The 24,106-nt window shown below is 67.2% G+C and carries 25 protein-coding genes, 1 tRNA gene and 2 pseudogenes; 11 read left to right on the top strand and 17 right to left on the bottom strand.

The window, feature by feature from the left end:
- Nucleotides 1-121: 121 nt before the first annotated feature.
- The 10 genes from ACFWU9_RS12355 to ACFWU9_RS12310 form a co-directional block, all read right to left on the bottom strand.
- Nucleotides 122-1,417: a serine hydrolase domain-containing protein gene (locus ACFWU9_RS12355; RefSeq protein WP_384317039.1), complete on the bottom strand. Its 1,296-nt coding sequence runs from the start codon at nucleotides 1,415-1,417 to the stop codon at nucleotides 122-124.
- Nucleotides 1,414-2,325 carry an aKG-HExxH-type peptide beta-hydroxylase gene (locus ACFWU9_RS12350; protein ID WP_384317036.1) on the bottom strand — a complete coding sequence of 304 codons (912 nt, stop codon included), beginning with the start codon at nucleotides 2,323-2,325 and terminating at the stop codon, nucleotides 1,414-1,416. Before ACFWU9_RS12350 ends, ACFWU9_RS12355 begins: the two co-directional genes overlap by 4 nt.
- A gap of 108 nt (nucleotides 2,326-2,433) precedes the next feature.
- Nucleotides 2,434-2,580 (bottom strand): hypothetical protein, encoded by a 147-nt coding sequence (locus ACFWU9_RS12345; RefSeq protein ID WP_384317034.1) that lies wholly within the window; start codon nucleotides 2,578-2,580, stop codon nucleotides 2,434-2,436.
- A 115-nt stretch (nucleotides 2,581-2,695) separates the two neighbouring features.
- Entirely contained in the window at nucleotides 2,696-3,562 is an 867-nt protein-coding gene (locus ACFWU9_RS12340) for a protein kinase (RefSeq protein WP_384317031.1), read from the bottom strand.
- Nucleotides 3,559-4,206: a hypothetical protein gene (locus ACFWU9_RS12335; RefSeq protein WP_384317028.1), complete on the bottom strand. Its 648-nt coding sequence runs from the start codon at nucleotides 4,204-4,206 to the stop codon at nucleotides 3,559-3,561. Before ACFWU9_RS12335 ends, ACFWU9_RS12340 begins: the two co-directional genes overlap by 4 nt.
- 4 nt (nucleotides 4,207-4,210) lie before the next feature.
- Entirely contained in the window at nucleotides 4,211-4,945 is a 735-nt protein-coding gene (locus ACFWU9_RS12330; protein ID WP_384317026.1) for a hypothetical protein, read from the bottom strand.
- Complete coding sequence (locus ACFWU9_RS12325; RefSeq protein ID WP_384317023.1) at nucleotides 4,942-5,574, bottom strand: hypothetical protein; 633 nt, start codon at nucleotides 5,572-5,574, stop codon at nucleotides 4,942-4,944. The genes ACFWU9_RS12330 and ACFWU9_RS12325 overlap by 4 nt, the downstream gene beginning before the upstream one ends.
- Nucleotides 5,571-7,457, bottom strand: coding sequence for a radical SAM protein (locus ACFWU9_RS12320; RefSeq protein ID WP_384317021.1), 1,887 nt, complete (start codon nucleotides 7,455-7,457; stop codon nucleotides 5,571-5,573). Before ACFWU9_RS12320 ends, ACFWU9_RS12325 begins: the two co-directional genes overlap by 4 nt.
- Nucleotides 7,458-7,495: 38 nt before the next feature.
- A complete protein-coding gene (locus ACFWU9_RS12315) occupies nucleotides 7,496-7,930 on the bottom strand; it encodes an NUDIX domain-containing protein (RefSeq protein WP_382854296.1) in 435 nt (144 codons plus the stop codon).
- Between the two features lie 195 nt (nucleotides 7,931-8,125).
- Entirely contained in the window at nucleotides 8,126-8,908 is a 783-nt protein-coding gene (locus ACFWU9_RS12310) for an ATP-binding protein (RefSeq protein WP_384317019.1), read from the bottom strand.
- A gap of 7 nt (nucleotides 8,909-8,915) precedes the next feature.
- On the opposite strand from ACFWU9_RS12310, the gene ACFWU9_RS12305 reads away from it, so the two are divergent.
- Nucleotides 8,916-10,133, top strand: coding sequence for a helix-turn-helix domain-containing protein (locus tag ACFWU9_RS12305; RefSeq protein ID WP_384317016.1), 1,218 nt, complete (start codon nucleotides 8,916-8,918; stop codon nucleotides 10,131-10,133).
- 28 nt (nucleotides 10,134-10,161) lie between these two features.
- Nucleotides 10,162-10,644, top strand: coding sequence for an NUDIX domain-containing protein (locus ACFWU9_RS12300; protein WP_384317014.1), 483 nt, complete (start codon nucleotides 10,162-10,164; stop codon nucleotides 10,642-10,644).
- An 11-nt stretch (nucleotides 10,645-10,655) separates the two neighbouring features.
- Here the strand turns inward: ACFWU9_RS12300 and ACFWU9_RS12295 are convergent.
- Nucleotides 10,656-10,874: pseudogene (locus ACFWU9_RS12295) on the bottom strand (restriction endonuclease); the annotation flags it as partial.
- On the opposite strand from ACFWU9_RS12295, the pseudogene ACFWU9_RS12290 reads away from it, so the two are divergent.
- Nucleotides 10,875-11,162 (top strand): annotated as a pseudogene (locus ACFWU9_RS12290) (LacI family transcriptional regulator); the annotation flags it as partial.
- A gap of 29 nt (nucleotides 11,163-11,191) precedes the next feature.
- Here the strand turns inward: ACFWU9_RS12290 and ACFWU9_RS12285 are convergent.
- Complete coding sequence (locus ACFWU9_RS12285; RefSeq protein WP_384317011.1) at nucleotides 11,192-12,613, bottom strand: restriction endonuclease; 1,422 nt, start codon at nucleotides 12,611-12,613, stop codon at nucleotides 11,192-11,194.
- A 423-nt stretch (nucleotides 12,614-13,036) separates the two neighbouring features.
- Here ACFWU9_RS12285 and ACFWU9_RS12280 point away from each other — a divergent pair, with 423 nt between their 5' ends.
- The gene (locus ACFWU9_RS12280; RefSeq protein WP_384317009.1) at nucleotides 13,037-13,396 is read left to right on the top strand and encodes a hypothetical protein; all 360 of its coding nucleotides are present in this window, start codon (nucleotides 13,037-13,039) and stop codon (nucleotides 13,394-13,396) included.
- A gap of 1,042 nt (nucleotides 13,397-14,438) precedes the next feature.
- Here the strand turns inward: ACFWU9_RS12280 and ACFWU9_RS12275 are convergent.
- The 3 genes from ACFWU9_RS12275 to ACFWU9_RS12265 form a co-directional block, all read right to left on the bottom strand.
- On the bottom strand, nucleotides 14,439-16,205 hold the full coding sequence (locus tag ACFWU9_RS12275; RefSeq protein WP_384317006.1) for an RNA-binding domain-containing protein: 1,767 nt from the start codon (nucleotides 16,203-16,205) through the stop codon (nucleotides 14,439-14,441).
- 601 nt (nucleotides 16,206-16,806) lie between these two features.
- Complete coding sequence (locus ACFWU9_RS12270; protein ID WP_384317004.1) at nucleotides 16,807-17,235, bottom strand: ATP-binding protein; 429 nt, start codon at nucleotides 17,233-17,235, stop codon at nucleotides 16,807-16,809.
- A 46-nt stretch (nucleotides 17,236-17,281) separates the two neighbouring features.
- Entirely contained in the window at nucleotides 17,282-17,689 is a 408-nt protein-coding gene (locus tag ACFWU9_RS12265; protein ID WP_384317294.1) for an NUDIX hydrolase, read from the bottom strand.
- A 115-nt stretch (nucleotides 17,690-17,804) separates the two neighbouring features.
- On the opposite strand from ACFWU9_RS12265, the gene ACFWU9_RS12260 reads away from it, so the two are divergent.
- The 6 genes from ACFWU9_RS12260 to ACFWU9_RS12235 all read left to right on the top strand — a co-directional run bounded on the left by ACFWU9_RS12260 (nucleotide 17,805) and on the right by ACFWU9_RS12235 (nucleotide 21,654).
- Nucleotides 17,805-18,593 carry a GntR family transcriptional regulator gene (locus ACFWU9_RS12260; RefSeq protein WP_384317002.1) on the top strand — a complete coding sequence of 263 codons (789 nt, stop codon included), beginning with the start codon at nucleotides 17,805-17,807 and terminating at the stop codon, nucleotides 18,591-18,593.
- A gap of 206 nt (nucleotides 18,594-18,799) precedes the next feature.
- On the top strand, nucleotides 18,800-19,156 hold the full coding sequence (locus ACFWU9_RS12255) for a hypothetical protein (RefSeq protein ID WP_384317000.1): 357 nt from the start codon (nucleotides 18,800-18,802) through the stop codon (nucleotides 19,154-19,156).
- A gap of 10 nt (nucleotides 19,157-19,166) precedes the next feature.
- The gene (locus tag ACFWU9_RS12250; protein WP_384317291.1) at nucleotides 19,167-20,534 is read left to right on the top strand and encodes an FtsK/SpoIIIE domain-containing protein; all 1,368 of its coding nucleotides are present in this window, start codon (nucleotides 19,167-19,169) and stop codon (nucleotides 20,532-20,534) included.
- An 85-nt stretch (nucleotides 20,535-20,619) separates the two neighbouring features.
- Nucleotides 20,620-21,228 carry a DUF2637 domain-containing protein gene (locus ACFWU9_RS12245; RefSeq protein ID WP_384316997.1) on the top strand — a complete coding sequence of 203 codons (609 nt, stop codon included), beginning with the start codon at nucleotides 20,620-20,622 and terminating at the stop codon, nucleotides 21,226-21,228.
- 15 nt (nucleotides 21,229-21,243) lie between these two features.
- The gene (locus tag ACFWU9_RS12240; protein ID WP_384316995.1) at nucleotides 21,244-21,432 is read left to right on the top strand and encodes a mobile element transfer protein; all 189 of its coding nucleotides are present in this window, start codon (nucleotides 21,244-21,246) and stop codon (nucleotides 21,430-21,432) included.
- Between the two features lie 24 nt (nucleotides 21,433-21,456).
- Nucleotides 21,457-21,654: a hypothetical protein gene (locus tag ACFWU9_RS12235; protein WP_384316992.1), complete on the top strand. Its 198-nt coding sequence runs from the start codon at nucleotides 21,457-21,459 to the stop codon at nucleotides 21,652-21,654.
- A gap of 245 nt (nucleotides 21,655-21,899) precedes the next feature.
- Here ACFWU9_RS12235 and ACFWU9_RS12230 read toward each other — a convergent pair.
- Nucleotides 21,900-21,973 (bottom strand) — tRNA-Pro (locus ACFWU9_RS12230).
- An 86-nt stretch (nucleotides 21,974-22,059) separates the two neighbouring features.
- Nucleotides 22,060-22,998: a metallophosphoesterase gene (locus ACFWU9_RS12225; protein WP_384316990.1), complete on the bottom strand. Its 939-nt coding sequence runs from the start codon at nucleotides 22,996-22,998 to the stop codon at nucleotides 22,060-22,062.
- 99 nt (nucleotides 22,999-23,097) lie between these two features.
- Here ACFWU9_RS12225 and ACFWU9_RS12220 point away from each other — a divergent pair, with 99 nt between their 5' ends.
- A complete protein-coding gene (locus tag ACFWU9_RS12220) occupies nucleotides 23,098-23,565 on the top strand; it encodes a GatB/YqeY domain-containing protein (RefSeq protein WP_384316988.1) in 468 nt (155 codons plus the stop codon).
- Nucleotides 23,566-24,106: the final 541 nt, after the last annotated feature.

Genomic DNA, 24,106 nt, shown 5'->3' with positions numbered 1-24,106 from the left:
TTCGGTCAAGCACCGAAAATCTCTCCGTCCGATTCCCCACCGGTCGAGGGTGGTCAGATGCATGGTGCTCTGGCCCTGGGCGGGGCCTGTGCGCCGCGGGGAGCGGCCGCGTGGTCGATGGTTAGCGGCGGGTGTACGTGAGACCGGGGGCTCGGTCGAGACCGAGGGTGAATCGATCCGCCTGGTCCGCAATGCCGTTCAGGGTGAGGGTGTAGCCGTCGCCGGTGTACGTCGTCAGTCCTGCTTGGGTGAGTTGGTCCCTGGTCCCTCGGCGCCACAGGTGGAGGGTGCCGGCGCTGCGGGTGAGTCGCAGGCTTCCGGGGGCCTGATCGCAGGTGTAGGTGCCGAGTTCGATGTGGGGGCTCTCGACACCCATTGCGTCCTGCCTGCGGACGACAGCCTTGGGCTCTCGTTGTACGGCCGCCACGCGGGGGAGGAGGTCCCTAGGGTCCAGGTCCGGGTGTTCCCGCAGTTCCCGCAGGAGTACGGCGGTGACTTGGTCGGCTGCGATGTCGGCGTTGTTGGACAGACAGATCAGTCGCAGTCCTGTCGCGTCCAGGTGGGTCGCGGCGGAGAAGCCTTGTTCGTGGCCGTAGTGGAAGACGGCGGTTCGTCCGGGGCGGGTGTCGCCGTACAGGCCGGGGCCGTACAGGTAGGGCTGGTGGTTGCTGAGCTGGTAGCCGAGGGCGTCCTGCCCAGGGAGCCGGTGTTCCTGCTGCCATTCCTGGTGGAGGTGCGCGAGCCAGCGGTCGAGGTCGCCGACGGTGGTCCACAGGCTTCCGGGCCCGGGCAAGGTGACCGGCGCTTCGGTGTGCTGCCAACCGTGCGGGGCGGCCTGGTAGGCGGCCGCGGCTCCGGGGATGACGTGGCGGGGGTCGGCCTTGAAGTAGGTGTCGTTCATGCCGAGCGCGCCGAACAAGTGGCGCCTGGCCAGGTCGGCCAGCGTGGTGCGGTGGACGGTTTCGAGGATCTCGGTGAGGAGGAGGTAGTTGGTATTGCTGTAGAGGAAGTGGCCCTCGGGAACGGCGCGCTGGTGTTGCCGGTAGGCGAGGGTTCGCAGGTCGTCGGCAGTGTAGTGGTCGAGGTCGCGGAAGCCGGTGAGTGAGAGCAGGGACTCGGCGTCGCGGATGCCTGATTGGTGGGTGACCAGTTCCGCGACGGTGACGTCGCTGATCTCCAGCCTGGGAAGCAGCTCTGCGGCCTTCTGGCTGAGGGCGAAGAGACCGTCCCGGGCGGCGAGCATGACCAGGCGTGCGGTGATCTGTTTGGCGACGGATCCGGTGTTGAAGGTGGTGTGCGGTCCGATGGCCAGTCTGTGTTCGAGGCTGGCCAAGCCGGTGTGCAGCAGGGCGGGGTCTTTGCCGGGCTTGCGGACCAAGAGGATCAGGCCCGGGGCGTCATGGGCGTTGGCGTTCACAGGGCGAGCGCCTGCTGGTGGACGGCGGCCAGGCGATGGCGGAGGCCGTCGTCGCTGACCAGGTTCAGCGCGTGGGTGTGGTCGGTGGCGGTTTCGGCGAGGAGGCTTCGCTGCTGGTCGAGGTAGGCGGCCAGGAAGCGGTGGAGGTCCCCGGTGGCGCCTTTCAGCGCGTGGGCGGTGTAGAGCATGGTGAGGGGGAAGGCCCAGCAGGCGTGGAGGAAGCCGAAGGCGGGCCGCATCGTCTTTTTCCACGGTGAGCGGAAGTGCGCTTGGTCGTCGATCTTGCAGCCGGTGGCGGTGAGGGCGTCGTTCAGCCAGTTGTGCCCGGCCTCGTGGATGAGGTCGCGGGCCAGGATGACGGGCTCACCGACGTGGTCCATGAACACGGTGCCGGGCAGGCGCGTAATGGTCCAGCTGTCGAGGGTGCCGCCGAGGTTCTTGGCCCGCAGCAGGCACAGCACGACGGCGTGCGCGGCGAGCAGCTCGCTGAAGCCCGAGTCCGCGGCCGCGGTGTACGCGACGGCCGCGAGGTTGCACAAATGCGGCGGAGCAGGTTCGGTGTCGGGGCCCAGCACATAGTAAGGGGTCTCGGAGATCGTGGATCTGGGCAGTTCGGTGAGGTCCGGGCTGACGACGACGCGTGCTCCGAGGGCGGTGGGGGTGGCGCTGGTGGCGGCGCCCGCGTCGGGGTGGTCGGCGTACCAGCCGAAGGTGGCGCTGTTGCCGACACGCGCGGCGGCTTCGGCTCCTTCGAGGGCGTGGTGCGCCAGGCAGTAGTCGGCAGCCGGGCTCATGTCGGACCGAGTCGGCTGTGTGCCAGGGCGGATGACAGCGTGGATACGACGGGTGCGGTCGTGGTGCAGGCGGGTGATCGGTGGGAAGTCGAAGAGATCGGTGAGGGTGTCCACGAAGCGACTCCTGTTCGGTGGTCGGGCCTGGGGCCGGGCGCGGATGCTGCGGCCCGGCCCCAGGTGTGTTCACCGGCGACGCTCAGGGCGCCGTACGGCTGCGGGCGTTCAGGCGACGGTGGTGGTGTTCGTCTCAGCGGCCGGCCAGCCCTCGGCTGAGACGCTGGACGTGTGGGCGGTGGTACGGACGGTCTCGTCCTCGCCGCGCAGGTCCTCGACGTCGGCGAGGAAGTCGGCGATGCGGTCGTTGCTCATGGTTGTTCCGCCTTTCGGTCTCAATGGCTTCGGCTGTTTCCCTGGGCTCTGGAACCTGGTCCGGGGATGGGGCGGTGATCTCGCCCTGGGCATGCGCGGGCTCCCCCTGCGTCAGTCAGCGCTGATGGGTGCTGGCGGTGGTGCGGAGCGCGTCACATAGGTCGTCCATACGTGGGCGGTCGGCTGCCTGGTCGGAGAGCGCGGCGGCGACGAACATGCGCAACGGCTCGGGGACGAGGTTGAGGTTTGTGTCGCCGCCGAGGCGGGGGATATCGGCGCACAGGTAGCGGTAGATCAGGACGCCGAGGCTGAAGACGTCAGCGGCTGGGGTCGCTTCGTGGTAGCCGGTCAGGTACTCGGGCGGCCAGTGGACCTCGGGTCCGCGGTGGTCGGGTCCGCGTGGGGCTGTAAGGCGCCGGGCGGCCCCCAAGTCGGTGATCAGGCCCCGGCCGTCGTCGATGAGGATGTTCTCCTGGTACACGTCGCGATGGACGATGCCGCGCTGGTGAAGGCTTCCCAGCCCGTCCGCGACGTCAGCGAGGATGCTGAGGCCCTTGCCGGTGTCCTTCGAGGAGGCCATGAAGGCCCGGAAGTTCCCGCCGTCGCAGTGCGGCATCGTGTACCAGTCGAACCGCTTCGAGCTGCCCTGTTCGAGCAAGGGGACGACGTGGTCGGCTCCGCCGGCGGTGGCGGTGAGTTCCGCCTCGTGGCGGAAGTCCTCGCGGGCGAGGGCCCGTTCTGCCTCGCTCATCTGCGCGTACCAGTAGAAGCCGTACGCGGCTGGCCGCTCGATAGGCTCCAGCTCGGCCAGGACGTGGTTGCTGCCGAAGCCGGCTTTCAGGACGACGTCGTCCTGGCCGGGGCGGCCGGCTTTGACCAGGGTGCTGGCGCGGGTGAACGCGAGGAGGCCGCTGATGTGCCAGCCGTCCGTGCGGAGCTGATCGAGGACCCAGGCCGCAGGATGCATTGGGTGGAGGCTCATCGGCTCACTTCCGTGGTCGGGAATGTGGGGCCACTGGCCGCGCGGAGGTACTCCATGCAGGCGGCGGCCAGGGTGTCGAGGTCGGCGCGGGTCGTACAGGGGTGGCGCAGCACCGGTAGGCCGGTGGTCTTCGTCCAGGCGTTGGCGGCCTCGGGGTAGAGGTCGGCCAGTCGGGCGGCGGCCTCGGGGTACTCGTTGAAGCGCCGGGCGGTCGCCCGTCTCCTGAGGCGGGCTTGGCAGATGTCGGGCTCGGTGGTCAGCAGAACCGTCAACTGCGGCTGAACGAGCTGCGGTTCGACGAGGCGATGGACGTACTTGTCCACAGGCTGCTGGTGGAGCAGAGCGAGCAGGCAGGCGGTGGAGAGGGTGAATCGGTCGGCGAGGACCGGGCCCTGGGCGAGGGCGGGGGCGAGATTGAAGCGGGAGTGGAGGATCAGGTCCTGGCGGGCCGCCTCGACAGCCTGGTTGGGATTGCCCGCGTGACCGGCTCGCAGGCGGATCAAGGTGTGGGTGGCGGGGCGGGAGAGCCAGGAGAACTGGCCGATGTGGCTGAGGGGGACGCCCTTGGCGTGGGCGTCTGCCAGGAGTCGGTCTCGGAGGGTGCTCTTTCCGGCGCCGGCTATGCCTTCCAGGGCCAAGAGCATGTGCTCACCCCGCGCCGGTGGGTTCGGCGACCAGCCAGCTGATGAACTTGGCGACCCTGCCGGCGGTGACCGGGAGGGTGCCGTGGGCGAGCTGGGAGCCGTAGAGCAGGGCGGTGCCGGGAGCGGGAGCGACGCTCCAACGGGTACGGGGGAGCTGCTGGAACCAGGTGGCGGAGTTGTCGGCTCCGTCGTGGGCCAGCCACATGCCGTCCGCGTAGCCGTTCGCGGCGGCGTCCGGTGCCCGCCCGTTCCACAGGCGGTCGCTGGAGGCGGTCTCGACATAGAAGTCACCACCGGCGTCGGCCTGGGTAACCACGACGCTGATTCCGGCGATCTGGCGGGGCCAGGCGAGCGGGTCGGGGGCGATGCCGTCGAGGTGGCTGGTGATGTGCTGGCCCACCCCGTATTCCACGTATGTCCAGGGACGGCACAGGGTGATGGAAGGCATGACGCGGGACAGGGCCGGGCGGGCGCGTTCGAAGGCGTCGCCCAGGAGCTTGTCGGCTGCCTCGGGGATGGTGGGAATCTCGATGCGCCCGGCAGGCTCGTAGACGGCCATGGCCTGTTCGGCGCTGTGGCCGGGGATCTCGTGGATAGAGGTACGACGACCATTGCCGAAGCGGACGGCTTCCTCGGTGATCAGAACGTCGTTCATAAGCTCGGAGAGATGGGTCCGCTCGTCGGCGCTGAGGAAATTCTCGATGCTGCCGACGCCGACGGTCTCGGCTATGTGGATCACTTCGTGGTCCCCCTTTGCTGGAGCACGCGGTGGATGTCATCGAGGTCCGTGCAGTGGTTGAGCCAGCTCACGACCGGGCTGCCAATTGTGGCCAGCGGGTTCTGCCACAGCGCGAGGAGTTCTCCGGTCAGTGGCAGTTCGCTAGTGTTGAGCAGCGAGGAGGTGTCGAGCGCCTCGGCCTTGGCCAGGGCACGGCAGTTCGTGCCGTACTGCCGTGCGAAGACGCGGGCAAAGCGGACGGCGGCCGTGGTGCGGCATGCTTGCCGGAGCCGGCTCTCGGGCGGAGGCCGGTGGTAGACAAGCTGCTCGGTGGTCGTCCATGCCTGGGCGATGGCAGCGCCCGAGGTCGCCACGCGGCAGGTCGCACAGCAGCGGCCATCGGTCTTCGGACAGGGACGCAGGTGTTCGCCGAGGGTACGGGCGATCTCGTCGAGGACCGTCCACGCGGTGTCGCCCAGCATGGTGCCGACGTCGGGTTGTCCGGGCTCCGTTATGTCCCGGTGATTGCAGCATGTCTCACCTGAGACTGGCGGGTCGGCCGAGGTGAGCGCGGGTTCGACGAACAGCGTGTGGAAGTAGGCGACGCGTCCCAGTAACTGGTGGATGGTCACCTCGTCGCCGGGCTTCACCGCAGCACCGACTTCTTCGTGTCGGCCGGGGCCGGAAGGGGACAGGCGCACGTGGTGCCCGTGCCCGGGTGCTCAGTGGTGAGGGCCGCGGTCAGCGTGGCGCCGGCCTTGTCCAGGTGAGCGAAGTAGATGTCCCAGCTCTGCCCCGGGCCGGGGTCCAGGCTCAGGTCAAGCACTGGGGTCGTGGTGCCCGAACCCTCACAAGTGAGTTCCGAGCGGCCGACGTTGACCTCGATGCCTGCGGGCAGGCTGGGGCTCACGGCGGTAGCGGCTCGGCACAGGGCCGCAGCCGTGCGGGCGTACTCCTCGCGGTCGCGGGCGAGGATACCGACCCGCAGACCTGTGGGAGGCAGGTCCAGGCCGGTGTACTGGTGACCCTGGCAACTGTCGTACGTGACCAGACCCCAGGCGCGGGTGACGGCGTCGACCAACGGCCAGACGCCCGGCTCGATGGATGCCCGCCACTTGGGGTGGGCCGGGTCGAGGTCGTCGGCCTCGTGGACGCCGGCGAGGCCGACGGTGTTGATGTTGCCGTGCTCGCTGGTGTGCAGCCGCACCTGACTGCGGTCGGCGTTCGGGCCGCCCCAGCGGGCGAGGAAGGCTTTCACGTCGCGCATGCTGTTCGGGGTACGCGGGCGCCAGCGCAGGCTCTGGCACCAAGCGCCGGCGGGGTGAGCGGGCTGGGCAAGCAGGGCAGCGACACCGTCGATCATCCGCATCCGGTAGTCGCAGTAGGCGTCGTGATCAGCGGCCGGGCCTTGGCGCCAGCGGGTGGCGACGCAGCCACCGCCGCACGTGTCGCGGTAGTCGCAGGTCATGCACTTGTCCATCAGGGCCTTGCCCTGGTTCAGCAGACGGGAGCCCTGCTGGGCGAGGATCACTTCGTGCTGGTCGGCGACCGACTCCAATTCGGCCAGGCGGGCCTGGGGCCAGGGCAGTTCGTCGCAGCTGCCGAGGCGGCCATCGGGGTAGAGGGTGAAGACGTGGTCGCACTTCAGATCGGAGAAATGGCAGAAGCCGGTCTGAAGGCCCCGTAGCCGCCGGATCGTGGAGACGGCCGGTTCGAGTTTGATTCCGGCGAAGTATCCCGCGGTGATCCAGTGGGCGGTGGCGGCGAGAACGAACTGCGCGTACTCGTCGGGGTGGATCGCCCAGGCGGGGCCGCCGGTGGCGTTCATGGCTTCCTGCTGGAGCAGGCGGCTGGCTGGTCTACGCCGTCCCGGCAAGGCGGTGGAGCGGCGGATCGTGGAGTCGAAGCAGGGCACGAAGCTGATCGCGTTGACGGAACCGAAGTCGGCCAGGTGGTCGAGAACCTCCTCGGCGCGGCCCAGTACCGCCGGGGTCACCGCGGCGATCACGCCCACGCCGCGGCCCCGTTCGGCCAGAAGATTCAGGGAGGCGGCGACACGCGGGTAGACGGGCCTCCCGTCGTAACCGACCCGCCAGGCGTTGCCCTGGGCGTCCCCGTCAAGGGAGACGCCGATCCGCAGATCCGGGCAGAGGTCGTCGAACATGTCGAGCCAGTCCCCGTCGAGCAGGACACCGTTGGTTTGCAGGGTGACGCGGACGACCTGGGGCAGGCCGGCCAGCTCCGTGAGGATCTCGGCGATGTGGTCGCGGCCTGCGGTCAGCGGCTCGCCGCCGTGGAGTTCGACGGCGAGCGGCCGGCCCCTGAAGAGACTGGCCAAACGGGTGATCTGGCCTGCGCCCACCCGGGCCCCTCCGGGAGCCTCTTTGCGCTTTTCGTAGCAGTAGAGGCAGTCGATGTCGCACGTCTCACCGCGCGTCTTGACGATGACCGACACCGCGGTGCCGGTGTCGTCGGGGTCCAGGCTCTGGTAGAGCCCCTCGACCGGATGGCGCTGTTCTGTGCTGAGGTTCATCGGCTGCCCCTCCTATGCTGCCGTGACCGGGCGAGCGATCAGTCGGACAGGCGTCCCAGCAGGGCGCCCTGGCCTGACTGGAGGATGTGCGCGGCCTCCAGCGGCATCCAGAAGCACTCGAAGTGAGTGGGCTCCTGTTCGCCGTCGTGGTCCTCCTGGCTCATCCACCGCTCGGGAGTCGGCTCGGTGAGCTCCAGGTGGAAGACGTGTCGGTGCTGGATCTCGAACCGGTACGGGCTGATGTCGTACTCGGTCTCACCGAGCTTGCGCACGATCTTGAAGTCCGACAGCCCCGTCTCCTCACGGGCCTCGCGCAGGGCGGCGGCCTCCGGGGTCTCGCCGGGGCGGATACTGCCCGCCGGAACTTGGATGCCGACCTCCTCGTAGGAGTAGTCGGTGTGGCGGAACACCAGCAGCCGCCCGTCGCGCACGACGTAGACGAGGACTTTGTCCTTCGTGACCTTCTCAGGCATAACAACAACCTCCGTGGGGTGCAGAGTTGAACCGAGGGGCCCCGGCCCGCACAGAATCCGGGTCCGGATGTCCCGGCGGCTGACCATGATCGTTAGCGCCGCCGAGAAGCCCACGAGTCTAGATCTTGTGACAGGGCGTCACGGCCCACCGATGGGCCCTCGAACTTCCCTTCTCCTGAGATGACTTGATGTCTGCTACAGGGACATGGAGGGCCGGACATGTTCATCGCGGGCTTGTAGCCGTCGGTGGTTCTCCATCTCTGTTCCTGTGGTCGGAGCCAGTGCATGGGTCGTCGGTACGTCGATCAGGGCCCAGGTGCTCTTCGTGCCGTCGCCGTGCGGTATCCAGCCCCAGTCGCGGGTCAAGGAGCGGACCAGGACCAGACCGCGCCCGCTCTCGGCGCTGCCCGTCGATCCATGCCGCAGGATCGGAGGGGCGACCGAGCCGTCATGGACCTGGATGAGGAGAAGCGCTGCGCCATACGTGGCGGTGAAACCGATCTCGGGACATGGGGCGTGCCGGACGGCGTTGGGGACGAGTTCGGAAGCAACGAGCTCGGCATCGTCGATGATCAGGGCATCGAGACCCCAAGCCTCCGCGATCCGTCTGACCGACGTCCGGATCAAGGGCACGGATCGATCGGACCGGACGAAGTTCATCCGCACATACGCGTGGCGGAGTTCTTGGTCGTGTGCGCCAGATGCCGCTACGTTGCCGTCGCCCCGGAGGGGGCTGCCGGTTGCTTTCAGGGTGCGAAGTTGCTCAGAGCCCAGGCAGGGCGCCGTCTTCTTCTCGACGGTGGATGCGCCGACCCCGTGGCCATGATGTTCCATCGACATTCGCCCCTCCTCGCCCCGTAACAGGCCGCTCCAACCCGCTGCTTGATGACAAGTCAGAACGCTAGGAGGATGAACAGAGAGGAACCCGGAAAATTCTTCCGGGGTGGGGAAATCAAGCAGCACCAGGCTGGGGGTCATGCGAGGAATGACCGAGACGCTGAGCATCGGGGAGCGCGTCGCCTGGTATCGCCGCCGACGCGGCGTGCCACAGGAGGTATTGGCCGGCCTCATCGGGCGGACAGCCGATTGGCTGAGCAAAGTGGAGAACGGCCGCATTGAACTGGACCGACTGTCCGTGATCAAGTCCCTGGCCGACGCTCTCGACGTACAACTCGGTGACCTGCTCGCCGAACCCTCACTTCTGGACTGGACGCCGGACGTCTTGGGCGGCACCGTGCCGAAACTGCGGGAAGCCCTGATGGACTACAAGCAGATGTCCCTCCTGCTGGCCTCCGATTCCACCAGCCGGCCACCGGACCTGGAGATCCTGCGTACCGAAGTCGGATCAACCTGGTCGGCCTATCAGGACGCGAGATACGCGCGAGCCACCCGTCTGACGCCCGGAACCCTCGCGGCAGCCCAGCACGCTGTCCGCGCCTACGAGGGCGAGCAGCAGCGGGAGGCCCAGGCCCTGCTCGCCATGGCCTACCAGGGTGCGGCCATGGTGCTGACGAAGATCGGCGAAGCTGACCTCGCCTGGATGGCCGCCGATCGGGGTCTGGCCGTAGCGCAGGAGTCAGGGAACCTCATCGTCACTGGCTCGCTCTTCAGGTCCGTTGCCCATTGCCTGCTCGCCAACGGCCGCCCATCCGCCGCCCGGGACCTTGTGGCGGCCTCCGCCGGCTACCTGGAGGGCGGTCTCGCAGACGCCTCGCCGACGTACCTGTCGATCTACGGCACACTCTTGCTCGTCGGAGCGATGGCCGCGGCCCGGATTGAGGACCGGGCCACGGCGAACACGCTCCTCGCAGAGGCCGAGCAGACGGCTCAGCGTCTCGGACATGACGCCAACCACATGTGGACTGCGTTCGGCCCGACCAATGTCGCTGTCCACCGCGTCTCAACGGCCATGGAACTCGGCGACGTCCAGATCGCCGCCGACCAGGGGCCACGCGTGGACACCTCCACCCTGCCCCTGGAGCGTCGCGTCCGGCACACCCTCGAACTGGCCCGCGCGTACAGTGCTCAGAACCGCACGGACGAAGCTCTCGCCCTCGTCCTGGACGCGGAGGAACTCGCGCCCGAGCAGGTCCGCTACCACTTCATCCCTCGCCACCTGGTGACCGTCTGGGTACGGCAACAGCGCGGCAAGCCGAGCCATCTGCTGGCCGGCGTGGCTCAGCGGCTACGCGTCATCGGGTGATCCGCGCGCGACGACTACAGTCGTTGCCATGAGCGACTCCGAAGCCCACGAAGCGGTAGCCCAGCCCCGCACCGCCGCCGGGGTGCTGTTCTTCGACGAGGCTGGGCGCGTGCTCCTGGTCAAGCCCACGTACAAGCCCGGCTGGGAGATCCCCGGCGGCTACCTCCACCCCGGCGAGACCCCGAGCGAAGGCGCGGCTCGGGAGGTCAAGGAGGAGATCGGCATCACCCCGCCCATCGGCCACCTCCTCGTCGCGGACTGGGCACCCCACCCCACCGAAGGCGACAAGCTGCTGTTCGTCTTCGACGGAGGCATCCTCCCGGCTGACCAGCGAGCCCAGATCGTCCTGGACGGCGTGGAAGTCGACCAGTTCGCGTTCCACCAGGCCGACCAGATCGACGGGCTGCTCATCCCCCGGCTGGCCCGCCGTGTCCACGCGGCGATCGGTGCCCGTGCGCGATCAGCAACCGCCTACCTTGAGAACGGGGCGGACCTCGGCGCCGAGAGCTGATTCGCACGTTTCTAGGCAGCCTGGGTCGCGGGGCGTTTGAAAACCTGGAGTCCGTGCCATACGACGTGGTCGGGTTCGACGCCGGGAAGTCCGGGACGGGGCGTGTTGACTGGCTGGCCGTGGAGAGCGTCGATGGCCCGGCCCGCGTGGCTGCGCGCTACGTAGGACTGGGAGACCTGTATGTGCAGGGCGGGTGTCAGTCCAAGGACGCCAAGATCGAACAGGGCGTGGGCCTTACCCCCCACGGCCTCCGCCACACCCACCGGACCGTGATGGAGGACCTCGGCACCGAGAAGGTCCTCATGGACCAGCGCATGGGCCACATCGACGGCTCCGTCTCGGCCCGCTACGCCCACGTCACGCCCGGCATGCGGCGGCGCCTCCTGCTTGGCCTTACCGAGCAGTGGGAGGCGGCACTCGCCGCCCGGCTGGCGATGAGCTCGACGTCACCGGTGCATGTACTCGACGATCTTCTACGAGCAAGGGAGGCAGCCGCACCTCAGCAATTGAGGCACTGACATTGCTCCCTGGGCTAAGGGTGCTACGTCTACCGGGGGCGCCGCTTCGGCGGTACTGGTCCGGGGATGACGTCGAGGCCCATATGTTCCTTGAACAGATGTACCAGGTTGGCTCCGTCGAGGAGTTCGAGCCGCCCGTGCTCGTTGGCGAACGCCTCGCTGGCCCGGCCGAACCAGGAGGTCGTCACCAGGATGCCTTTGGCGGCCCGCTTGTGTTCCACGACGCCCGCGAGCGCCGAGACGGTCTCGAACGGCACCACGTTCTTGGTGCGCTTGGCCTGGATGATGCACAGCCCCTTCATGACGGGGTCGGTGTTCATCGCGACGGCGTCCACACCCTCGTCCTTCGACGGCTGGGTGTTGACGCTGTCCAGGCCGATGGCTTCGAACAGTTGCCTGATGAGGTGCTCGAACTCCGTAGGCTTCAGATCCATTAGCACCGGCCGGCTGTCCAGCCCCGCCACGACGTCCATGCTGTCCATGAGGCGGAACTTGGACAGGTCGAACGTGACCAGTGGGCGTACGGGCTCCAGTTCGTACGGGTTCGGCGAGATGAGTGACCGCAGCCGCTTCAAACAAGCCCGCGGATCCACTTGGGTCAGGACCAGCTGACTGAACTCGGCCCGGTCTGCTTGGAGCGTGATCAAGCACGGATGGACGTCACGCCCTGTGGCGCGGTCGATGGTGGCCACATGTCCGTTCAAGGCGATGGACAGGATTACACCTTCCGTGTCGGAGGCAAGGAGCTCGTGCACGGTACGCAACGCGGTCTGCGCAAGGACTGACGCGTACAGTTCCTTGCGCTCCTTCTCCGGGCGTGGAACGGGCGTGATCTCATCGCGCGTCTTTACATACCGGTAGGCACGGGCCGCGGGGACCACATCCTCCAGCGGAAGGTCGATCTCGACCAACAAGTCGCCGGTGTCCGCCTGAAACGAAACCTGATTGGCCTTCGGGAACCCGTGTGGATACACGGAGGCGGCCAAGACCTGGTTGACGAACCACTCGACAGCCTCGACGTCTCGGTCCTGATAGGCGCTACGGCGCTCCGCAAGGCCAGTGTTCCATTCCTCGGCCCGAGCGGCTTCTTCCTGATTCCGTTCCTTGTGACGCGCACGGGCCTTCTCCAGCCTCTCCGCGCGTTTCTTCTCGTCGCGAGCGTGATCCCCCAGCGCTCCGTCGAACCGCTTGCGAGCGGCTTCGACCTCCGCGTCGTGTCCACGACGTCCGAATCCCAACGCACCGAGCAACCCCCGAGGTGCCTCCGGCTCGAACTCTTCCCAACGGGGCAAGGGTGCCGCTTTGGTGGAGCCCTTGGGCGGGACGAATGGTGAGGGCACGAAGTCCTGTTTGAGCCGTTCGAACGTCAGCGGCTGCCCATCCAGTACAGATGAGCGCAGCAGCCCCGCAAGTTGCTCGGCGTCATGCTCGGCCACGCTGGTGCGGTCCACCGCCTCCTGAGCGCGGGCCGCTTCGTACGCCAGTTTCTCCGCACGTGCCTTCCTCTTGGCCTCGGCCTCAGCGGATTTTCGGGCCCTCTCCCGCTCCCTGGCCTGCCGCGCGAGTTCCCGTGTGTATGGATCATTCCCGCCCGCCACTGCTTGCCCCCAGCTCAGTGCATGATCAATCGAAATCTGCAGCAGTATCCCGCACTGGGCTCATGGCGTCGGCAGGTACTGGCTGATTGCAGATGGTCCCTGCTGCAGACTGCCCCTGCCGACCTGCTGCCGAATGTGGTGTCACTCTTCCGGACACAGAGGAGCAGAGGTAGGGCGCGTTCACTTCCTATCGGGCACAAGATCGCCGTTCCTGTACGGAAGCGTGCCGGAAGAACGCGGTTGAGGTGAGCGGTTCAGCCAGGCACACTCGCCCCGATGAGCGACAGCACACAGCCGGGCAGATGGGACGGGCCCTGGTACCGCGTCCGCACGGACCAGTTCGAGGCCGCATTCCTGCCGAATGCCGACGATGACCTGGAGTCGGTGCACAACGTCGATGTCTTTGTAAACCTAAATGACGGCTCCCGGTGGAGCGCGACCATCATCACCCTCGATCAGATCGAGATCCTGATGACGGGATGGGCCGCAAGCGGGGAAGCTCTGGGAGGCCGTTACTTCTGGTGCTCGGACGGTCTCATTGTCCGCGACACCGGCATCAGCAGCATGACCCGAGTACTTGTGGGCCTGGTCGAGAACGGTGAGTTCACGCAGATCCTTCAGCGCCTCGTTGACTGACAAGCGTCCCGCGGACGCCGCAGTCTGCTCCTGAAATGATCAGTTAAGCGTGAGGTTCGTATTCACGGTCGCCCGGCAAGCGCGGCCCGCGCCGGTCCGCTGGGGAGCCGATTCTCGCGGTCTGCTCCCAAACGGCTCCCAAGACGGCCCCAGAAACCACTCAGGAGCCCGACCCGCGATGCGGATCAGACCCCTGAGCTGCTGCTTTGGCTGTCGGGGTGGCGGGATTTGAACCCACGACCTCTTCGTCCCGAAGCAACTTGAGAGAGTGCTTGGCCTGGGGCATGGTGTTCGCTGGCCTGGGCTGATCGTCCATCGGCATCCGTGGTTGTCCGCAGCTGTCTGCCTGCGTTGTCACGCATTTAGACACTCGTGAGGGACAGGGGCGGTCGCTGTGGTTGCGGTACTCCGCTGCTGTATGTCCGCTTGCTAGTCCGTCGTAGCCCGCAGTGGCCCACACTGCTTCCTGAAGGGCCCGTTGGGAGCGACCAGCTCATTCGAGCCGGCTGATGGGGTGGCAACCACCATGGGCCTTGGTCCGTGTGCGGCCTTGGGCCAAGCGCTGCTGCCGTCTACCGGGAGCCACACGGGATCACCGACATCCATCACGTCCTTGATGTCGGCAGTGATGAATGTCAGTGCGCCACATGCGCGCTGGACTCAGCCCGACACTGCTGCACCCGTCATCAAGGCGAAGCAAGCCCCGCCAACGACGCCTTCACAGAAGCCAGCAACCATCTGGCGGCCAGCAACCATCAGAGAAGTCACCATAGCCATCACCCTCTCGCACACCGTCTGAGACGTTTCGTCACGATTGGAGCGAGCGACGCGACGGCACGCAAGTGCCACGAGTGCACACAGTCCGGAACCCAGCAGTGCTGGGCTCAATCCAGCGTCTCGCCATTATCGCAGCAACGGTCATGGCATTGTCCAGACTCAGCCGGTGTCGCTCTGGCGACAGCTTGTCTTGCACGGCGGCCGCCTTGGCCCGCACCGTTGACGACCACGGACGTCATCCATCGCCCTTAACCACTAGAGATGATCAAAAGATTGTTCCGTTTCCGCCGGAATTTCCCTCAGCTTGCTGCGCTTTTCGAGTGCGAGGCTTCTTGGCTCTCGGAAATGAGGGGCCAGGGCCGTAGCGGACCGCTGTTCCACGCTTTTGCTCCGACGTACGGGTAATAACTTCCCGCCCGACGAGATCACGCAAGATATCGCGGGCTTGGTAGACGTCCACGTCAAAAAGCCGCTGAATGGTCCTGTTGTTGACCTCGCCATAATCGATGACGTGCTCAATGATCTTTTTGTCGATATCGTCGATTGCTCGACTATGGTAAGTGACCGCACTGCCAAGTCTCGCTACGACTTCTCCCCGAAGGCGATATGAGGGGAACTTGTTTCGCATCGTCCCCCTTGTTGGTTCCAGGATGCTCAGCGGCTCCACGGACAGCCTCAAAAGGGCGCCTTGGGCTTCCTCTTCTGTTCGTTGGATGACATCAGAAATTTCGGGCGCTTTAACTGTTCGCTTGCTGCACAGAGTGCGAATGATGAGCAAGGCGTCGGTGTCATCTTGCTCATCTTCGGGAAGCGAGGCCAGAAACTTCGCAATCCGCGTGTTCGGAGGTGCACCCCGGAACAGGACGGATACCTGTTCTGAATCTTCGGTGATTACGGGTACGTCTCGACCTGAACGAATCATTTCGCGATACATTCGATCGACGCCTTGCCCCACTTCTTCTGCCAGGCCAAGAAGCCGGAAGGAGGCGGCGAGGGCCGGGTAGCGGGCGCGAGATCCCCTGGTAAGGATGTTGCTCGTGGTGACACCAGATACGAGCGGGCCAGGAGAATCGATTTTCAGGTACTGCGGAGAGTGCTCGATGTGCACAGGAACGCGAAGTCGCCAGTCTCCGTGGATGAGAGAATTTACAACCGCTTCGCGAACAGCGGCAGATGGATAGTCTTCAATTTGGAGCTGTCGGCCATCAGGGAGGGTTACGGGTGTGATGCCTTGACGTGCGCGGATGGCTTGCAGCACTTCTTCGAATGCTAGAACTAGCGGAGTTCCAAGCCGGAGGATGGCATCTGTCTCCCCAGCTTGAGTTCGTCGATGCTGATAGACAACTGCTTCGGCAGGAGACGAAGTGGCATCTTGGCACAACATCAACTCACCAGCCCGGGTCAGGCTCCCGTCGTCCGCGACAGCCTTCATGGCGTGCAGTAGATCGCGATCGTTAAGCTTTCCATGTCGCTGGCGCGTGACGTCGATGGAACTTGTCAGGAGTCGTCGGCAATATCGAAAAGCAAGGGGGTCAATATCATCCAGTGGCCGACCACTAGATGTGGCTGACCAGTCGAAACCCTTGCGTTCCTCTGTCAGCCGAGTGACATCGGCAGGTCTCATGGGAATGCAGTCAGTGTTGATGCGCTGGTAAGCGTAACCCTTCGTCGTGGAGTAGACCTCCAGCCCTTCTGGTACTGAGATAGTCAAGATTCTTTTCCCAGAGAAGGTGATTTCATTTACTTCCACCAGCAAAGAGGGGCTGGTGAGAGCGTGGATGCGACCTCGCAGGGTTGGTGCGTCGAGGTCACAGCCGATGAAGGCATCCTCGCCGCTGCGCCCATCAACAACGCCCACGACGATCGTCCCACCGCTCGCGTTGGCGAAGCAGACTGCGGCCTCCGCTAGGTCTGTGAAGGCGTCCTTCTGATTGGGCTTGGCCTGCTTGAAGTCCAGGGTCTCCGTCTCGCACTTTGCCGCAGTGGTGCCGGCCAGTACCTTCTCCAGCACTGCGAGGATCGACAGTCGCATCGTTTGAGGCTCCTTTGGGGAAGGTCTTGCAGTCAGGGTAGCCTCAAAGGGCTCTCAAAGGAGCTGCGGCTTGCACTGCGGCCCGTTGGAACGGCCCAGCTGGCCCATGGTCCTCTACTCACCACTCACCCCGGCTCCCATCCCGTCCGCCTTCGACCCACACGTCGTGGAGCGGTCGTGGTTCAGGGCGTCAAGGTGGAGCGCGCCGCGGTACGAACGACCTTGACGCCCTGGGCCGCGACCGCTCGGCTTTGCCTGGGTCGGAGGTGGTCGGGATGGGAGCCCCCTCGACGCTCGCCACGCTCCGGCCGGCACTCGCGAACGGTGCCCCTCCCATCCCGGAGTCTGAGCGCCCCCGCCGGAGGCATCGTCGTGAAGCCGCGGGCTCGGTTCTCGTGTTCGGGCTCGTCCAAGACCTAGTGACGTCCGGGAGCTGCATAGTGCCGGTCGAGTTGATCCGCCACGTCTCTGACCCTGTCCCGAAGCCACCGGACAGCGAGCCGTGGGCTGCTCGTCAGACGGCCGCCGAGGTGGAGAACGCGGTCATCAGCGGTTGTGTGCGCCATGGCCTCGCACCAGTAGCCGGTCTCACGAACCCCGGTCATCGCCACGGCCGGCTAACGGGATGGTGGGTGATGAGTTCCGCGGTGACGGTAAGGCCCTGCTCATCACCGTGAATGGTGACGTCGTGGGCGAGTGAGCTGACGATGTCGAGTCCCCGACCTCGCAGCGCTTCCCTTTCTGCGTGGTCTGCCTTGGGGGTCGTGTCGCTGCCTCCTGCGTCAGTGACGGACACAGCGATCACGTGGTCCGAGAGGGGAAGGGAAACGTGAAAGGCGCCGTTCTCCTCGCCGCTCGCCGTGTAGAGAAGTGCGTTGGTGCCCAGCTCGCTCACGATCAGCGTCACGTCATCGGCCCTTGGGTGCCCGGCAAGGACGTCGCGGGTCCAGCGCCGCGCCCGGCCGACCTCTTCGCGGAAACCTGGGCATGTCAGTCCCCAGACTCGCACTTTGCTCGTATACTCGTGCATACAAGTTCCTTTGCGCTGGTGGGCGGCCATGGACCGTTGTTCAGTGCTAGATGAGTTTCACGCCGTCGTGAGCGCGTACAGCGGCGGGGGACACCGCGTCCAGTGCGTCGAGTACACGGATCGCGTATGCCTCGTCGGCCAGCTCCGCCGCTTCATCGCGAGTGACCCAGCGCAGAGCCTTGGTCTCGTCGCCCGTGGTGGGCTGGCCCTCGATTGCCTGGCAGCGGAAGACGAGCGAGACGATCAGGCCCGTCATGTTCTTGTAGACGCCGGTCAGGGTCGCCGGAAGGGCGATCTTGATGCCGGTTTCCTCCAGGACTTCCCGCTGGAGCGCGTCGGGGAGGGTTTCGCCGGCCTCGACCACGCCGCCCGGCGGTTCCCAGTGCCCGTTGTCGCGTCGCTTGATCAGCAGGGCGCGACCCTGGCCGTCCACGATCACCCCGGCGACGCTCACGGAGTGGGGACGTTCGGCGGTGGTCACGTTCGGCAGTCCTCGTCCAGTTGGCTGACTAGGCTCTCACCGTAGCAACTGGACTCAGCCTCTTGTCTAGATATCCAAAGGAGTACACGTGGCCGCTCTTACTCCCGGCCTGCTCGGCTCGCTGGACCCGACCAGTGACCGAGCCGTCTTCCGGCAGATCGCCGATCAACTGCGGGAAGCCATCGACAAGGGACGCTTCGCCGAGAGCTCCAAGCTGCCCTCGGAATCAGAGCTGGTCGAGCACTTCAGCGTGTCCCGCATGACCGTGCGCAACGCGCTCTCCATGCTCCAGAGCGAGGGCCTGGTCTCGTCCGAACACGGAAAGGGCGTCTTCGTCCGGCCCCGTCCCCCGGTACGCCGCCTGGCATCCGACCGGTTCGCACGACGCCACCGCGAACAGGGGAAGTCCGCATTCATCGTGGAGGCCGACGCTGCCGGCAGTCGCCCGGAGGTGGACAACCTGGAGGTCAAGGAGGAGCGTCCGACCCCGGACATCTCCGCTCGGCTCGGCGCCCCACGTCGCGTCCTGGCCCGGCGTCGCCGGTACCTGCTGGACGGACGCCCCGTCGAGTTCGCCGTCTCCTACCTGCCGCTCGACCTGGCCCGCAACACCCCCATCGCCCAGCCCAATCCCGGCCCCGGCGGGATCTACGCCCGGCTGGAAGAACTGGGCCACCGGCTCGACCACTTCGAGGAGGAGATCCGGGCCCGCATGCCTTCCCCTCTGGAAGTGAAGACACTTCGGCTCGCTTCCGGAGTGCCGGTGATCCACCTGATCCGCACCGCGTTCGACACCAAGGGCCGCGCCGTGGAGGTGTGCGACACGGTCATGGCCGCCGACGCATACGTCTTGAGCTACCAACTGCCCGCGACCTGACGGCCGGTGGCGCACGAGATGCTGACGCCCTCTTGGGCGGGCCTCTCCTTGGGACTTGTACACACCAAGAGGCATACTCGTATAGACGAGTGGGCAAGATGTGTGCCAGAGTGGTTCGCGTTCCAGCAAATCCCCGATCCAGGGCGCTACTTGTCTAGACGACTAGATGCATCGGATCGGGTGTGACCCCCAAGGAGACACATCCCGTGCGTTCCATCCGAGTTGAGACCTCCACCGCGACGATCCTGCTGACCGAGACGCCCGAGCCCAAGGTCCGTGACCGGCAGACCGGAGAGATCGCCAAAGACGCGGTGAGCGGTGAGGCGCTGATGAAGGTCGGCGTCGTGTACATCGACGAGGGCGAGTCGTTCCTCATCTACGTCACCATTCCTGAGAGCGGCGTGACTGACGGCCTGGTCCTGGGGGCGCCGGTCTCGCTGCCTGGGCTGATCGCCCGACCCTGGGAGTCGGTGTTCAACGGACAGCAGCGTCACGGCATCGCCTACCGGGCCGCCGCCGTGACCGCCGGTGCCATCCCCGCCACGGTCGGCGCGGGAGTCTGACGTGTCCGACATGCTGACACTCGCGGTACTGGGTGGGCCCCTCGTCGCACTTGGCGTCGGGGCCGCCTGGGCCCGGACTCACCGCCCCGCCCTGTTCTGGTGCGCTATCGGGCTGCCGCTGTCCGTCGTACGCATGCTCACGTCGTACGTCTCGGTCATGGAAGCCTGCGGCCTGACCGTCCCTCCGTCCCGTCTGCGTGCCCTGGCTGTACGGGCTGCCACCCGGCGCGAGATCCGCCCCGTACCGCCCCGGCGCGGCCTGATCCGGCCCACCTCGACCGGGCTGCGGTTCAGGCTCCGGCTCGCCCCCGGCCAGGAACCGGCAGATGTCGCCGCGTCCTCCGAGCGCCTGCGCCATGCCTGGGGCGTCCACGCCGTCCATGTCACCGCCGTGAAACCCGGCGTGGTCGAGCTGCGCATGGTCGGCTTCGACGTCCTAGCGCGCATCCGGATGCCGAGAGCCGCACGTCCGGATGTACTGCGGGTGCCGGTGGCCATGCGCGAGGACGCACAGCCCTTCGTACGGGACTACCTGGCCGTCCCGCACCAACTCACCCTCGGAGCAACGCTGTCGGGCAAATCCATGTACCTGCGCAACCTGATCAGCGGTCTCGCCCGCCAACCGGTCGCCTTGGTCGGCATCGACTGCAAACGCGGCGTCGAACTCGCACCCTTCGCACCTCGACTGTCCGCACTGGCCACCAACCCCGACGAGGCGGCCGAACTGCTGCCCGCGCTCGTCGCCGAGATGGAAGACCGATACGACCTGATCAGAGCCCGTCAGGGCATCGCCTCCGGCACCCCCGACGAGGACATCACCTCGGACATCTGGGGCCTGCCCGAGCACGAACGCCCCATACCCGTCGTGCTGTTCGTGGACGAGGTGGCCGAACTCTTCCTCATAGCGACCAAGAAGGACGAGGAACGCCGAGACGAGATGGTCACCCAGATCATCCGCCTCGCCCAGCTCGGCCGCGCCGCCGGCATCTTCCTGGAGATCTGCGGGCAGCGCTTCGGCGCCGAACTCGGCAAAGGCGCGACCATGCTCCGCGCACAGCTCTCCGGCCGTGTCTGCCACCGCGTCAACGACGAAGCCTCGGCCAAGATGGCACTCGGCGACATCGCCCCGGAAGCGGTCGGCGCCGCCTGCTCCATCGCCCCCGAGCGCCCCGGCCTCGCCATCGCCGGTGACACCTCCGGCGGCTGGACCCGCATCCGCACTCCGTACCTCTCCCTCGGTGACGCCTCCGCCGTCTGCCACGAGACCGCAGCACTCGTACCCGAGCTGCCCGCGCTCGCCTCCTTCCGGCCCTTCGTGCCCACGCGCCCGGCCGAGAAGACCGCTCCGCTGACCACCCCGCGTCCCGTCACCGGCTGACCCCTCCTCCCACGGTCGGCGCGACGACCTCAAGCGCACCAACTCCCTACCCCCGCCATGCCCGAAACCGAAAGGAGGTCCTCCGATGCGCCGCACCCTGGCCCGGATCGACGCCGTACTGATCCAAGCCGTGATCGCCGGTGCCCTGTCCTTCGCCCACCTCCACGACCTGGCCGAAGCCGCCGGACAACACGGCTGGAAAGCCTGGGCCTACCCGATCAGCGTGGACCTGCTGCTCGTCGCCGCCTGGCGCCGCCTGCGCTCCGGGCACTCGACCGCATCGGGGTGGTGCTGGTTCCTCACGGCCCTGGTCGCCTCACTCGGCGCCAACATCGCCACCGCCGGGCTCCTCGACCTCAACGACGTTCCCGACTGGCTTCGCATCCTTGTCGCCGGATGGCCCGCCATCGCCTTCCTCGGCGGGACGCTCCTCGCCCACACACCCGCCTCGGCCGAGCCGACCACGGCCGCCGCGACACCTGAACCCACCCCCGAAACAACGAAGTTCGAGGACCAGCAACCCGCGCTCGACCGCGTTCCCGCCGCCGTCCCGGCCGCCCTGGTCGAGCACGCCCGCAAGGTCGCCGCCGCCCACCAGGACCGGACCGGCGAACCCATCGACACCGACACCCTGCGCGCCCGGCTCGGAGTCCCGCCGGCCCTCGCACAGCAGATCGCCGCCCAACTCGCCTGAGAGGACTGCTCAGTCATGCGCCCGAAACGCTTCAAGAACGTTGCACGAACCGGCCCCGTACAGGTCGGCACCGCGAACGACAACCGGGGCCGCGAGAAGCACACCGCCGCCTGCACCGCGCCCCACTGCGGCTTTTCCGCCGACTACGACTCGCGCGCCGCCGCTGACCTCGCTGCCCGTACACACCGCTGCACTGTGCGCTGACACGTGCCAATTGGAGCCCCGACCGTGACCGTTTCCCTGCCGCTCGTCCTGGTACTCGGCGTCATCGCCTGGGCCACCGTCAAGTTCCTCGGCGTCCGCCTCTGGGTCGTCGCCGTCATCACTCTCTTCGGCTTCTACCTCAGCGAGACCTTCCTCGCCCCCGCCATCGACTCAGGCACCCGCACCGGGGTCGACGTCGTCAACCGCACCGACCAACCCTAAGCGAACCGCCGGGGCGTCCCCCTGGAGGAGATCTCCCTGCTCGTCGGGCACTCCGGAACGGCCGTGACCGAGGAGGTGTATCGGAAGCAGATCTGGCCCGTGATCCAGACCGGCGCCGTCGTCATGGACGGCATCTTCGGGGCGGATCGAAAGAAGCCGTAAGCACTCACGGATCGATGGACACGCATCAACGGCAGAGGGCCCTTACCGATTCGGTAAGGGCCCTCTGACCTGCTATTCGGCTGTCGGGGTGGCGGGATTTGAACCCACGACCTCTTCGTCCCGAACGAAGCGCGCTGCCAAGCTGCGCTACACCCCGATGTCGCTCGTCTCGCTGCGACATCGATTACTTTAGCCCACCGGGGGCCGCAGGCGAAATCCGGTTTCGGGTGGTGCGGGGCCCCGTCAGAGGCGGGGGGTGAGCGTCAGGAGTGTCGCCTCAGGGGGGCAGGCGAAGCGGACCGGGGTGTAGCGGTTCGTGCCGCAGCCCGCCGAGACGTGGAGGTAGGACGTGTGGCCCCCCGCGTCGTACGTGGAGAGGCCCCGCGCGCGGCCCGTGTCCAGGTCGCAGTTGGTGACCAACGCCCCGTAGAAGGGGATACGGAGCTGGCCCCCGTGGGTGTGGCCGCCCAGGATCAGGGGGTAGCCGTCCGACGTGAACGCCTCCAGCATGCGCAGGTACGGGGCGTGGACCACGCCGATCGAGAGGGCCGCGTCCTTCTCCGGGCCGCCCGCGACCTCCGCGTAACGGTCGCGCTTGATGTGCGGGTCGTCCACGCCCGTGAAGGCGATCTCCTGGCCGTCGATCTTGAGCCGGCCGCGGGCGTTGGTGAGGTCCAGCCACCCCGCCTCGTCGAAGGCGTCGCGCATCGGCTCCCACGGGTTGTGGACGACGTTGACGGCCGGCGCGTTGCCGTTCAGGCCGTGCTTGCCCTGGGCCTTCTCGAGGATGTAGCGCGCCGGGTTACGGAGCGCGGGGCCGTAGTAGTCGTTGGAGCCGAAGACGTAGACGCCCGGGTACTCCATCAGCGGGCCCAGCGCGTCGAGCACCTCCGGTACGCCCTCCGGGTCGGAGAGGTTGTCGCCGGTGTTCACCACGAAGTCGGGGCGCAGGCCGGCCAGGGAGCGGAGCCAGCGCTGCTTCTTGCGCTGGCCGCGGACCATGTGGATGTCCGAGACCTGGAGGACCCGCAACGGTCGTACGCCCTCCGGGAGCACGGGTACGGAGACCCGTCGGAGCCGGAAGGAGCGGGCCTCGAAACCGGCGGCGTAGGCGATGCCGGCCGCGCCGACGGCCGCGATTCCTGCGGTGATTTTCAGGGGGACTCCGTAGCGTGCGCGCATGGTCTCATCGTCGCAGACTCGGGCCGTGCGCCGGGGCGCACCCCGGCGGCCCGGAAAACCGAACGGCGCTCCGCGGGCCCTACCTGACACACTGTCCGTATGACCACGCTCAAGTCCACGCTGCACGACGACCTCATCGCCGCGATCAAGGCACGCGACGAGCTGCGCTCCGCCACCCTCCGGCTGACCCTCGCCGCGATCTCCAAGGAAGAGGTCTCCGGGAAGGAGGCGCGCGAGCTCTCCGACGACGAGGTGCAGAAGGTGATCGCCAAGGAGGCCAAGAAGCGCCGCGAGGCCGCCGAGGCGTTCGCGCAGGGCGGGCGGGCCGAGCAGGCCGAGCGGGAGAAGGCGGAGGGCCTGCTGCTCGACGCGTATCTGCCGCAGCAGCTGACCGACGACGAGCTGGGGGCGATCGTCGCGCAGGCCGTGGACGAGGCGAAGGCCGCCGGCGCGGAGGGGCCGCGCGCGATGGGCGCCGTCATGAAGATCGTCGGGCCGAAGGTCGCGGGGCGCGCCGAGGGTGGCCGGGTGGCCACCGCCGTCAAGCAGAGCCTGGCCTCCGGCTGACCCCGAGCCGGCGACCTACGAAACCCGGCGGCGTACGAGGTGGACGCGGACAGGCCAGTCCGGCCCGACGCGGTGGCATACGAGCCCGAGGCTGAGGACGACGCCGAGGACGCGGACGGGCCGGCGTACGACCCCAACCGGGCGCCAACGACGTGGCGTACGGCGCCGCTGAGGGCACGTACGCCCCCGGGCATACGAAAAGGCTTCCCGCCCGGCAGCACGGGGAGCCCACGGCGCGGCCCAGGCACGTAAGCCGCTGGCCATACGAATAGGGTTCCGGCTCGGCAGTCGACCGGACGCCAACGACGTGCTTACGGCGCCGCCTAGGCCCGTACGCCGCCGGCCACGCGAAAAGGCCTCCTGCCCGGCAGCCGACCGGGCCAACGACGCCGCCCAGGCCCGTACGCCGCCAGCCACGCGAAAATGCCTCCGGCTCGGCAGCCGCCCGGGCGCCAACCACGCGGCCCACGACTCCGCCCGAGGCAGCGTACGTGGCCTACCACCCCGCCCGGGGCGCCGACGACGCGCCCCACCACGCCCC

It is taken from the genome of Streptomyces sp. NPDC058653, from assembly GCF_042716895.1.
Lineage (GTDB): Bacteria > Actinomycetota > Actinomycetes > Streptomycetales > Streptomycetaceae > Streptomyces.
The sequence above is the reverse complement of the archived record's forward strand: the minus strand, read 5'-3'. Positions and strand labels throughout refer to the sequence as shown.